The 14,850-nt window shown below is 39.6% G+C and carries 1 protein-coding gene; it reads right to left on the reverse strand.

Annotated features, from left to right (window positions below; all coding sequences use genetic code 11):
- Nucleotides 1–2: 2 nt before the first annotated feature.
- The gene (locus GQ45_RS10335) at nt 3–14,546 is read right to left on the reverse strand and encodes a T9SS type B sorting domain-containing protein (RefSeq protein WP_052188191.1); all 14,544 of its coding nucleotides are present in this window, start codon (nt 14,544–14,546) and stop codon (nt 3–5) included.
- Nucleotides 14,547–14,850 lie beyond the last annotated feature (304 nt).

The raw sequence follows: 14,850 nt of genomic DNA on the forward strand, positions 1-14,850 counted from the left end.
CATTATCTATATAAGGTAAAATGGCCAACAAATTCTCTCTCATCGTTTTCACCTTGTAGCTTAATTACATACCAGTAATCTCCTGTAGGAAGATCACTGTTTTCGTAAATACCTTCCCATCCTGGATCATTTTGACCCATGCGATATATCTCTCTTCCATAACGGTCAAAAATTACGGTTATTATATTCGGGAAGCCTTCTAAGTTTCTTGGTTTCCAAATATCATTGTTACCATCTGCATCTGGAGTAAAGAAATTAGGGATTTCTATATCGATAAATTCCATTTCTATCGTGGCTATAACCTCACAACCATTACCATCGACCACTCTAACGGTATACGTTGCAGTACGATTAATAAAGTAGGTATTGTCATCCCCATTATCAACAGCATCAAAGTAAAAGGTATAATTCCCATCTCCGCCACTGGCAACAGCCGTTATTTCGTTGATATTATTGTTCTCTAGGCTTAACACCAAAGGATCAAAATTTTCTATAGTGAATGGTATTATCTCCACACAACCATTTAACGAAATAATTAAAGTATGATTCCCTGCAGGAATATTTGTGAAACTAGGTTCTAAACGAACATCCGTGGAGTTTACATCATCTAATTGATACAATACAGCTCCTGCTACTGATGGGTCATCCAATGTTACCATCAAATAATTATCAGGCACAGTTGCCGTACATTCATACATTGGTGCCACTGTTGCTTTAATATTCACTCCTGGGTCAACAATGACTTGAACACTGTTTTCACAACCTAAAGCATCAAGAACATAAACAGTATGTGTGCCCGATGGTAAATTGGTATACGAAAATAGGTCAGCTACATAATTGGTATTGTCTAATCGCGTACTGTAGGGAGCAAGGCCTCCAGTGATCACAAGGTCAATAACACCATCGCTATCGCCCAAACAAGTTTCACCCGCTGCAGTAGCATCAATAGCTATCTCGCTAGACTCAGCTATCGTATATTCTGTTTGTACAAAACAACCATTGGCATCTTGGGCAATTACCGTATAGGTACCTGGTGCTAAATTATCAAACTGATTAATATCATCAAATTGAGCCAAGTTTGGAGAAATTGCATATTGGTAATTTCCAGATCCACCTGATAAGGACACGTGGATATACCCCGTGTTTTCACCAAAACAAATCATGGCCGAATAATCATCCGTATACACTAAAGGTGCTGGCTCTGTTACAGTAATGACAGCGCTAATGGCTTCACAATCGCCACTGGTTACTTTTACATAATAATCACCCGCAATTAAATTTCTAAATACCCCATTAGCACTTGGTCCTTGTAGTGGCGTTGTGCTCGTTGGGCTGGCTAACAATTCATATTGATAATTGCCCAAACCGCCACTTCCTCTAGCTATTAAAATAGCGGAATTGTCTCCACTACAATTCACCGAAGCTGCAGAAGCGTCAATAGTAATAACTAGGGGTTCTACGGTATCCGCTGTAATCTCATTCGATAAAATAGACGTACAGTTGAACGCATCTTGAACATAATAGCGATAGGTTCCAGCCCCAGCATTACCCGAAGGCAAACTATTAAATACATGTTGATTACCGCTATTAAACGGAATAAAGCTTACACCATCAGTACTGTAATTGTAAGGCGCTGTTCCACCATTGGCGGTTAACAATAATTCTAAATCATCCACACAGCTTATAGCTTGAGTCATCGTTAATGATCCAAAAACATCTACAGGATCTGAAATTATTGCTATAGGGGTTTCTGAAATACAGCGAACCGAATCACTAACACTAATACTATAGCGACCTGAGAATAACCCTGTGAAACTATTAGCACTCTGAGCTACCGAGGTAGAAATAATTACCGTACCCGTAACATCGTAGGTGTTTAATCGGTACTGTAAAGCACCTAAACCACCTGAAGTTACCGTTGCAGTTACTATTCCTGTATCATCGCCATAACAATCCAAAACTATGTCTGCTGAAATAGTAGCAACAATTGGTGCTGGTTGTAGTAAAGTTATGGCATCTGTAAATAAACACCCAAAACTATCGGTAACGTTTACCGTAAAATTTCCAGCTGATAAGCCTGTAAAAATATAGGCATCAACCCCCGCTTGTGTGAAGGTTTGTGTCGATGAGCTAATCGTAATCGTGTACGAACCTTTGCCACCTGAAGGGTCCACTAATATGCTACCTCTGTTATTGTCACAAGTAACGTTTGATTGTTCACTTATCACTGCGGTAATCGGGAATTCAGGCGTAAGTATCGTTACGGCATTAGAATTATCAGAACAGAAGGTGCTTGTTGCATCGGTTTCTATAATCTGAACATAATAACTACCCCCAAGTAAATTGTCTATAACTAAGGGTGTTGAGGTATTCCCTGATAGAACGGCTGAAACAGAAGTTCCGTCTGCTCTAAATACTTGATAGCTATACCCCCCTGTATAATTAGCAATGCTTACGTTAAAACTTCCACCGTTTACAGCATCATTTAAGCAGGTTTCATCGGTGGCTTTCACCGCAGTTACTTCAATAACTTTAGGGTCTGAAACTACGTGCGTTGTTGTTAATATACAACCCGTATCTGTATTGGTAATTGTAATTACATAATTACCAATACCTAAGCCTGTAAAGTTTTCTGAGGCATTCGTTGAATTTATTGTTTGGTTGTAACCGTTTGGTCCTGTCACCACATACGATAAGTTGGGCGTAGCACTTGCAGGTGAAATCGTCACCCCAACAGTAATTTCTTCATCATTACCATTACAAGTCACAGTATCAACAAGACCAACAGTTGGCGTATTAATGCCTACAAAAGGAGCTATGCTAGCCGTTGTGGAAGCCGAACATCCCATATCATCGTAAACAGTAATCGTATAATTACCACCCAATACATTGGTTTCGGTATATATTGAATTGCTACCATCTTGTACCGGAGTACTTGGCGTTGCATCATTGACAAACACATAGCGCACATAGGTACTAGAGCCCCCAGTTACTAATCCAGTAATATCAATTGTAGCATAGTTCGTTGTATTTCCTGAAGTACAATCAAACTCAGACACTACAGGTGCCGAAATGACTACTGCCGCGGTAGGCTGACTTATGGTTTGGACTACTGTTGTTGTACAACTATTGCTTCCCGTTACGCTAATGGTATACCCAGCTCCTACCGTATTCGCTAAGCCTGTAAATTCAGCACTTGTAGTAGTACTACTTGTAGGATTTATTACGATAGCTGTACCATCTCTATCGGTAATTTGGAATACATACGGATCAATACCATTGTCTAAAACACGAACGGATATCGTACCGTCAGCAGCATTAAAACAAGTAACATTGGTAACGGCATCAATAGTTGGTGTTGGTGGTTGTACCGCAGCTGCTAAGCTTTGTCTGATGGTTTCAGAACACGTACCATCGGTAATGATAAACGTATATTCGCCCACTTGTGTTAAGCCTGTAAATATTCCGTCTGCATTTGGTGTTAATGCGCTACCATCAGGGAAAGTTCCTGAATATGCATAGGTACCTGAACCACCTGTTTGAGAAATAGTTATTTGCCCACTTGGATCAAGGGTACAGTCTATCGGTTTCACTATGGTAGCTAAAGGCACTAATTCATCATATAAAGTAATGGCATTCGCTGTAGCTGTAGCACAGCCCCATTGATCAGAAACGATTACTTGGTATTGACCAGCACCTAAGTTGCTAAATGTAGCTGTAGTTTGTAAGGCTCTTAAGTTTACATAAGCTGTACCATCCCAGCGTTGTAATTGGTAGCTATAATTACTTCCTTGCCCCCCAACTTGATTCATAACTTGCAACTCACCTTCAAAATTAGTACAGTTTTCATTGTTTAATTGTAGATCGGCCGTAATCGGTGTTGGAACAGCTAAAGTAATGTCTGTTAATTGTAAAGGGCAGCCGCGACTATCTATTACCCATATTTCATAGGTGCCTGCTCCTAAGTTTTCAAATCTAGGATTCGCTACATAGTTTGTTGCATCATTTGGATCTGGATTGGCAGTTGTACTTACATAATACGCATAGCCTCCCCAACCACCAGTAACATTGGTAATTTCGATAACTCCGTCAGCACCAGGAACACAAGTAATCGGTGTTACCATTGGTATTCCCGCTGCTAATGCAGAGCTTGGTTCAGAAATACTGAAATCTCTTCTGTTGTCGCATGTAGGTACCCCATCTTGTGTAAAGCTTACGTAATAATCACCAGCGATTAAACCTGTTACAGTTAAAGCTGCAGAAGTTCCTGTAATTCCTGTTGTTGTAGTATCACTATTGAATACTTCCCAAGAATACGTACCCGCATAGGATGCATCATTGACCGTAAATGTAGCGGTACCTGTGGCAGACCCCACACAAATAACGTCTGTAGTAACAGGTGTGCCGACTGTAAAAGTATTCGGGTTGGTAATATTGATAGAAGTAAATAATTCACAATCCGTATCTATATGTCGTACGATGAAATTATGTGTTCCTTCTGCTAAACCAGCAAATACATTTGATGGCTGCCAAGTGGTACCATTATCAATACTAAATTCAAATCTAGTGGCATCATTAATAGTAGAAGCAACAGCAATAGTCACTTCTCCGTCATTACCCGGAGTACAAGTAATGGCACTTGAAATAGTAGCATTAATGGTTAATAATTTATCAAAAGCAGCTATGCTTGCTGTAGTTGTCCCTATACAACCATTGGCATCATAAACTGATATATTATAAGTACCACCAAGTCTGTTGGTTTCTATATATACATTGTTTGCACCGTCTTGAACAATTGTTGAAGTAGCAGTGTTTTCAAAAACGTATCTAACATAAGTTCCAGAACCACCCGAAATATTAGCTGGGTTAACCGTTATAGTGGCATTAGTATCAGTATTGGTGTTTGGAGTACATTCAAAGGGTACAATATCCACCAATGGATCAACAGTTACTACAATAGCATTAGGCTCTGAAATGGTAATAGCAACATCAAATGTACAAGCATTCGTTCCAATACCTCTTACGATATAATTATTAGGCGCTAAGTCAGAAAAAGTTTGTGTTGCAGCATCAAAAGTAAAATCAGCAGCAGCCACTAATGGATTCCCAGCAGTTGCATAGCGTAATTCATAGCTTAAAGGATTAATGCCGTTATTGGTTTGATTTAAGGTAATGGTACCATCATTAGCCCCATTGCACGTAAGCTCCGTATGAGTTTCGGTGAAAATAGGTTGAATAGCCGCTGGAACATTTACGGTAAACGTTCTGTTGCATACCGCACTGTTAGCTGTTGCTGTATCATAAATAGTAATGATATAATCTCCAGCAGTACTAGCACTATATACAAACGGACTCGTCAAAGTAGTTTGTGCTACCGTTGCAGCTCCTGAAATTGAATATTCATAGTTTCCAGAACCTGTTAATGCTTCAATAGTAATGGTAGCATCTGGTGTTGCAGAACAATCTAATACTTTAGTCAATTCTGCTTTTGCCGAAAGCACTGGGTTAACTATGTAAGCTGCTTGCATAGCCATACAACCGTTACTATCAATGATATACACATCGTAAGAACCTGGTGTAACATTATTAAAAATACCACCATTGTTTACATAGGTACTAGGAGCCGTTGCGCCATTTGTAACAATGGCATACCGAATAGTTCCAGCTCCCGTAGCAGCTACAGTTAATCGTATTGGTGAAGTACAATTGTCTTGTGTGACACTATCTATTGTTGGGTTAGGGCTTAAACCTAAGCTAACCAAAGGTAAGGTTACAGGACAACCATATTGATCGTTAATGGTTACCATATAATCACCCGCTGGTGAATTTACAGGAATGTGTATCGGGTTACTTGTTAAACCTGTTAGAGCAGTAAACCCTACAGGACCCGTTACATCAAAGGTATAAGGCGCACCGCCCCCACCTGTAATTCCAGTGACAGAAATTAAGCCTGGTAAATTACAAGAGATATCTCTAGTCGCTGTAGCGGTAGCCATAATTTCATCTAATTCTTCTACTAAAGCATTTTCACTACCTCCTCTACAAGTATCAGGGGAAGTACCATCGTTTTGAAAAACATCTATATAATATTCCCCTTCCGGTAAATTAGAAACAGAAATCGTATTGTTATAGCCAACATTTATTGCTGGAGCTGGGGCAATAGCACCACTGACCGCAATAGGTGTTGGGTTTCCTAATTGAAAAACTTCCCATCGCATATGTGTACTAGCGGTAGTAGGGTTAAGCGTAAACGTGATTTCGCCATTACCAATACCTGGCGTTGCATTAAAACAACTAGGAGTGACCATTGTTGTTATTTCAATAGGAATATTAGGAACAACATCATTAACATTAACATTACTCTGTCTGATACAACCCGCAGTATCTTCAACATAAAACACATAGGTTCTTCCCGGCACCAATAAAGGCAAACCTGGTAGTTGCGGTGTCGTTGGGTTTATATTTGCAAATGTGTGGGATGTTCCAGACGGTATTCTAGCTGTCCAAATAGGCGTAGATAATCCAAAACTAGCAGGATCATCCGTATAAGTATATCTATAACCATTGGTACCATCTCCGTTACTACCTCTTACGGTAACTTGTAAGTCGTTACAATCTAATATTTGAGGAAATATGGTAATATCTAAATTGTCTAAAGGAAAAGGTATTATATATCTTGGAAAATCTCTTTGACAAATCGTTCCACTGGCTAGAGTCACTCGAATAGATGGATTTACTGGCGTTCCTGAAGCATATCCTCTAAGTTCAGAAGAAGATTGCCATGTGGAACCACCATCAGCACTATATTCTACTGTACCTGCTGAGGTTATTACATTTGTAAATTCAAAGCCATATTCTAAAGGATCAGGATCATCACAGGTTGCTGGCAGTAAAGGTTCTACATCCGCTGTAATTTGAACGGCATTATTGATGATAATCGTTGCAGAAGAAACAGGGCAACCGTCAGTATCAGTAATGTCTATTCTGTAGTCACCAACTCCAATACCAGCGAAGCTGTACGTTGTTGTTCCTACATTTGAATAGCTTACACCGTAATCGATACCGTCAGCTGGTGATAAATCTACTAAAGAATACGTAAAAGGGGCATTCCCACCAGTAACAGTGGCATCGATAGCTCCTAAACCATTAAAACATTCAGGATCCGTGGCTGTTCCAGTCACGGCTAAAGGAGTCGCTGTGGTAATCACAATATCTTCTTGTTCAAAGGAACACAAATGACTTACCCCATTGTTATCGCGAACATACACATCATAACCCAAAGGGTTCGCGGTAGCCATGGCATTAGTTACAATTAAACTATTTGATGTCGTAAAGCTAGTTGGGACAGTGTTTGCAGGAACGATAGCGTACACTAAAGTACCGTTTCCTCCTGTTGCGTTAACGGTAATGCTACCATCTGCACAAGAGCTTACATTTATAGCATCAACAGACACCACTAACTGCGGACTTAAAACTACGGTTTGTTGCACTGCATCACAGCCAAAACCATCCTGAACATCAATCGTATACGAACCATTGGCCAGTCCTGAAAAAATATGTCGAGTGGCTGAGGTATTCCCATTTAACCAAGCACCTCCATCAATTCTAAATTGGAAGTTTCCGTTACCAGGTAATGAGGTAACATCAACTTGAATAGTACCGTCATTGGCACCAGAGTAGCAAGCAGTAGGTAATACATCAAAAGTAGGTACTTGTGGGGCATTGACCGTGACAGTTGGCAATGCCATATTCACACATGATCTACTATCAGTAACTCGCACTACATAATTTTCGGTGGCTGCATTGGCAGGAACATTGGTAAATATAGAAGATGCCTGATAGGCTCTTAAGATGGTTCCAGTATTTGTTTCTAACTGATAGGTATAGGTCGGTGTTCCACCACTGGCTACTGCCGTAATAGTTGCGCCTGTATTATCACAGGTAAATTCGGTGGTTATTGAAGCCGTTGCTGTGATTGCTGTTGGTTCTGTTAAAGTTTGATTTAAAGGCACAGTGCATCCCGTTGGGTTGTTTACATCTCTAACTTCAATCGAATAGGCTTGCGCGGTTAATCCCGTTACCACTTGTGATGTAGTGTGTGGTCCTGAGAATGTTACGCCTCCATCAAGCGTATATTCAAATCCAGCAGCACCAAAGTTGGTCGCATTTATGGTGAAACCTCCGTCAGATCCTGCAAAACAAGAAACATTAACAGGAGCAGAAATAGAAGCATTAAAAGCTCTACCATTGGCTACATTAACTACAATATCCGTAGTACAGCTACTGCCATAATCCACAGTAATCGTATGATTTCCAGGAGTAACGTTAGTAAATACATTAGCAGAGGCGCCTGTTTGAGGTGTTCCACTGTCTAAAGTGTAGGTATAAGAAGCATCAAAAGGAGTAATGGTCATATTTCCTGTGCCATCACAATTATAAGCTACTGCACTAGTTAATATTGGAGCCACGGGTAATGGGTCAATCACCACATTAGCTAGTGAAATAAAACATGTTGGTGCATTGGCATCTCTTACACGTATCGTATAAGAACCATCTGTGAGTCCAGTAAATACAGTTCCACCAGTGGTTGAAGCGGTCCAAGAACCTCCATTGATACTATATTGATAATTCCCTGAGCCACCAGCTGTAGGTGTAATACTACCCACGCTAATCGCTGCTTCACCACCTGGTAAACACGTGTAATCTGTGGTTTGTATGGCTTCGGCAGTAAGTGCTAAAGGTTCATTTACCGTTACACTTAAGGGTTGTGTACACAAATCGGCGTCTTGTACTAATACCGCATAGGTACCTGCAGTTAAATTTGAAAAATTATTTGATGTTTGATACGTAGTCCCATTGTTAATACTATAACGATAAGGTGCATTTCCACCGGTTACTGCTAAGGCAATAGCGCCGTTAGCACCACCAAAACAAGAAACGTCTGTAACCGTTTCTGTAATTACTATAGGTGGATTTTGAGTAATGATGAGATCAACCATTACAGTACAAAAACCAGCTGTACCGCCATTATCTCGTACATATACATCATATGCACCAGCAGCTGAAATAGCTCTTGGATTGGTCGTTGAAAAATCTCCATTGGTTGGTGTTGCTCCATCGGGAACGATAGCATATACATAATTGACATCGCCACCAATTGCTGTAATATTTACATCTGTGGCGCTACCACACGTGGTAATCGCATTTGCTGACGCGCTTAGGCTTAATCTTTCATTAATAGTTATGGTTTGTGCAGCTACTGTACATCCTAATTGGTCTCTTACATTGATGATATATGACCCAGAACCTAAATTAGTGAAGGTATAGGCTGTTGCTGTGGTTGGACTAGGTGCTAAAAATGGTCCATTATTTATGCTAAATAAAAGTCCGCCGTTACCTCCAGTGACATTCACCGCAATAGTACCATCATTGGCACCAGAATAACATTGTGTAGGCGTCGCTGTAAATGTTAGCGCTGACGGAGCTGTAATAGGTATTGCTGTATCTATAAGATTGTCACAGCCTCTAACATCTCTTGCTCTTACCAAATAAGTACCTGCTGGAACATTGGTAAAATTTACTGAAGTTTGATAGGCTCTTGTGATGGTTCCAGAAGTATCTTCTAATTGATATTCATATCCTGCAGTACCTCCTGTTGCACTAGCCGAAATCGTAGCACCCGTGTTTGAACAGGTAAAAGGGGTGCTTACCGAAGCACTAGCTTGAATGGCTGTTGGTTGGGTAATTGTTCTTGTTATTTGTTGTGTACAAGAGATATCATCAATTCTTCTGATATCGATAGTTCTTACACCAGCAGCTAAATTAGCTGTGGTAGTTACAGGTGAAGAAAGCGATGTTACATAGGCACCTCCATCAATGGAATATTCAAAACCTGTGGTTGGGTTAAAGTTTTCTACTTCAAAAGTAATGCTACCATCTGATGCGCCAAAACAGCTCACGTTGGTAGATGAAAGATAATTGGCTTCAAATGCTCTATTCCCTTCAATAATAATAGTAGAATCGATGGAAAGCTCACAAACTTCAGGAATTTGATAAATTTCAATATCGTCGATAGCAAAATCGTTACCACTATTACCCACTTTTTCTGATCGGATCACAAACTCTAAAGTGGTATTATTGCCTGGGTTCAGGTCTACACTAAAGTTTTCCCATTGTTCTGTTTTTGGAATATCGCCAGTTCGGATAGATTGCACAACAGTTCCCGCCGTTGTTCTTATTTCTATCGTTAAATCTGGGTCTAACTGATTATTTGTACTTCTTAGAAGGTTAAAAATATATAATGAAATTCTTAAATCCTGATTTGGAATAACATCATTGATTGGTTTTGAATAAATAATTTGACCCGGACTCGGAGTACCTACATTTATGACTAAATAACGTCCATTGGGATTAGCACCATTGGTGGTATTATCGCCGGGCTGTACCCAAGCACCAAAGGGTGCTACAATGCTGTTGGTAACGGCATATTCAAAATCATTAATTCTGTTGTTGTTATCTCCAGGAGGATTTGTCGTTTGATCTTCATAGGTATATCCTAAAGTATTTGGGTTTGGAACTGTTGTTCCATAGCCAAAATCCTCTACCAATAGTAAACTTGGTGTTGGTGGTACTTGAGAAACATAATTGGTCGTCACTGTATAGGTACCTGGACCTATATTCGTAAACACATTACTCGTTGGGTCAGGACTATTTAAAGTGCCATTTAAGGCATAGGTATAATTGTAGTTTGTAATATCACTTGTTAGGGTAATAACTCCAGTACCATCACAGTTATAATCGGTAACCGCTGTTAATACAGGGTTAACAGGATAGTCTTCTACAAACACATCCATTGGAAATTCACAGCCAACAGCATCTCTAACCACCACCGTATTGTAATTTCCAGGAGGTAAGCTAGCAATACTTGGAGTACCGAAGGTAGCGCCTCCGTCAAAACTATAGGTATATGGTGCTACACCACCTACGACATTGGTAATACGAACTAAAGCCCCTGAAGGATCGCAAGTAACGTCTCGTGCTACTCCTGCTGATGCCGTTAAAGGCGAAGGGTTCGAAATACTGTGATCTAGGGTCGCGCTACATCCAGAATCGTCTAATACCAGAACAGTATAGGTTCCGGCAGCTAAACCGACAAAGGAAGGGGTGTCCTGAAACGTTACACCATTGTTAATACTGTATTGAAAAGGGCCTACGCCATTTACAGTATTGATCGTAATGCCTGCACTACTTGAGTTAGTACAGGTTATTGGGCTATCGTCATTCACAGAAATAGTCATATTTCCGCGATCTTCGAGGGTCACAGCATTTGATATTTTAAAACAGCCATTGGCATCGATAGCTACAAAAGTATATACGCCTTCTTCATTCGGTATTTTAGTATAGACAAAAGGTGCCGAAGGATCTGCTTCTGTGGGACCACCGGATACCGTATAACCAAATTCAAAAATGGGATCAATTTGATAGGCATTTGCGGGAACATTGCTAATATCACTATAGAGTGGCGTTCCATTTTTACTCCAGATAGCATAGCTATAATTAGGATCTACAAATCCTCCTGATGCTGTTAGTTCTATGGTTCCTGGAGAACAGCCTATATTGGATAAGGTTACGGCAGAAAGTAAAACTTCATCTACCTCATTTACGGTAATGTTCTGAGTATCTGTACACCCGTCTTGGGTGGTAACAATGACTGTATAATCGCCCGGGTTTAAGTTGTTAAAGGTATAGTTATTACTTGTTTGAGCTGAAGCAATATTTACTCTGGTGCCAACACCATAAGGGTGATTCACCCCATCATTAAATCGTAAATCATAGGTATAATTTGCTCTTACATTTAATACTTGAACATTTATAGAGCCTAGGGAATTACAATTGGCTGGTGTCGTGGCAAGATCTACATCAAAATTTCGATCTAAAATTCCAATCTCAACACTTTGAAATTGACAAGAATTAGGAATTGGGTTACCAGAACTATTTAATTGACGAACGTCTACGCGATAACTCCCGTTGGTAGCGATATCAAAGCTAGGGCCATTATTAGCGCTAAAAGGTACCACTACAGTATTTGTTGCTGTATTAAATAATTGAAAACCGTACCCTGCTCCTAAATTTGTAACGGTGATATTCCCATTACTAGCACAAAAAATATCTGTTTTAATTGTATTTACCGCTAAATCGTTTTTAAAGGCACTAAAGTAAAAGCGACTTGAACATCCGTTTTGATAGTTGATTACTAATCGGTATTTACCTGTATCTGTTACATTGAAGGCATTCCCTGTCGCCACGGTAGCATAGCAGCTGTTCCCTTTGTTGGGGCATGCTGGATCAGATGATGTACAGGTGCTTTCATCGAGTTGTTGCCACTCTAAACTTTGTGCATCGGGAATATTTATTTGTAAAAGCTCGGTGTCTGTGCTACCACATAAAAATATGTTAGCCATAAATTCACCATCAACAGAACATCTTAAAACTTCACCTTGAATATCATTATTGGGGTCAGCATCACTATTTCTAGCATTAAAAAAATCTAAGATTGGGTTGGTTTGGGTGGTGCCAAAAAGCTCAACGGTTATAATTTCTTGAAATCCTATACAAGGATTAGCAATAATTTTATCAACGATATAATTTCCGGCTTGGGTAACATTAAGCGTACTAAGGTCCCCATCAGGGTTTCCATCGTTGACCACAATATCAACACCAAGATCAATAACATCATTATTATTTACATCTCGGTACCAAATATAATCATCAAAATTATCACCTGCATTGAGCAACACATTGCTACCACATAACTGTACTGTTCTTTTAAATGAACAATTTGAAAGATCGTCCAGTAAAAAGTTGGTAGCTCCAGGGGTAATAAAACCACAATTATCAAAATCAGATACACTAGGATCATCGGTGATAGTAGCACCATTAATTACTCCAGCATAGGTAGAAAAGGCAATATTTTCTATTTGGTTTGAACAAGCGTCCACAAAATCAAAACAATTTTGAGCCACAGTTACCCGCATGCGAATGCTTGTAGCAGGCCCATTTATAAGGACTAAATCGTTGGGAACAGCAAATTCAATTTCATTTAATACACTATTGTATCTATACGTAACTCCGGGAGGAAGACTAAGGTTAATTTGGTCTAAAGTTATATTTGCAGGCAATACGTCACGAATGGTGTAATACCGTTGAAAGGGGTCTGAACTTGCTGGGTTAACTCCTGTGCCATGGTCATTCCCAATATTTTTAAAAGTCAATACATAATCTAAAGTCTGCCCTAAATTAACGCCTAAACCAGTAATGTCGTTTCCTGCAATGTCTTCTACCCTTTTTTCAAGAATAATATCAGGTTCAATTATTTCTACTGAAAAAGTAGTTAAAAAAGCACCATACCCATCCCCTGAAGAGGTAAATCGGAGGGTGGCTCCTGTTTCGTCATTTGGAAGAATATTATTAGAATTGTTGATCAGGTTAAAAAGATCTAAATCAATACCCAATGTATTGGTGCCGTAAGGTGTTCTTGTCGGTACCTCTGCACCGTTGGTGGTAATCGTTGAATTAAAAAAGTTATTTGCAGGGTTTAAGCCCGTAGTTAAATTGGTAAAACCAGGCTTAGAATTTGCCTTGATAAAAAAACGATCGTTCGAAATGCCTCTATCTCCTTCTAGCGCACCTACTCCAATTCTAGCTCTTACTGGAAAAGGATTGGGTAAGGTTTTAAAACCGTTTACGTTGACATCAACATTACCAACAGCTCCTGAAAGTCCGGCATAGCCATCAAATGTAGAGATGAATTTACCAGTTTCTGTAGGGTTTTCGTAAATAACCACGAGGACCCAGCCTGCAGAACTTGAACCGTTTCTTCTTCCTTTTGTAGCCCTTATGTTGGCTACCGTGTATTCTCCGTTCGGGTTGGTATTAGAACGCACTAAATCTGTTACGTTTTTGTAACAGATATACGGAGAGTCTTTAAATGAATTGTTGATATTGACAGGGTCATAACCATCAAAAATAATATCGTCTTCTTGGCCCACGGGGTCTGGAGCTGTATCTGCACTTAAATCGACATACGCTCCTGAAGGCAGTTTAAATTTTATTTGATTCCACTCTTCTATTCTTGGGGTTCCAGAGAATTGTGCACTACCATTTGTGCTCCTCTCATTAGGGTATGTTGCTGCCCAATACAAGCCGGCATAGCGCACTTGTGAACAATTAGGGTCTGCAATAGCAAGCTCAGCACTACTAGAACTAAAGGTAGACGGATCGCCATCGATATCGATATACTCCATCCACAAAGAGTTGTTATTTTCATTGCCATTATAAGGTGTATTAGCTTGGGTTGGATTGGCCTGAGTTGCTCTGTTTAAAATGTTGTTTCCAACAAAAACAATGTCTCCTCTTATCTCTATATTACCTCCAGTAAGCCTTGGCGTAAATGGAACAGCCTCCTGTGCATGTGCTCCAAAAAGAATACAAAACACCAGTATAAAAAAAAGAGTGGTCTGCTTTTTAATCGAAATAGTTTGGTTCATTATGTGCTGATATCTGTAATAATTTTTTTTCTAAAAACCTTTTCGTATAAAACTTGCTTGCGTTTTGTCGATAAGGTCTTAGCAGTAAGTATTTACCAACAAATATGAAACAGAAGCCTTAGCTACAAAATTTAATGTTGTAGCCTAGTTTGTTTATGTTGTGAAAGGCAAATAATTTAAGGTGTCTTCTTTTTAAAAAAGCAATTATTTAGGCTTTTAAGTGGCTTTGTTTTCTAGAAAATCAATTCATAAAACAGTAAAAAGCTGTAGGTTTACTCGTAACTATGGTCTTGAAACGAGTCTT

The organism is Cellulophaga sp. Hel_I_12 (assembly GCF_000799565.1).
In the GTDB taxonomy this organism is placed as follows: domain Bacteria; phylum Bacteroidota; class Bacteroidia; order Flavobacteriales; family Flavobacteriaceae; genus Cellulophaga.

Bases quoted from the DNA above. Each gene is read 5' to 3' on its own strand.
- GQ45_RS10335 (WP_052188191.1), bottom strand. From the start codon at position 14,546: ATGAACCAAACTATTTCGATTAAAAAGCAGACCACTCTTTTTTTTATA.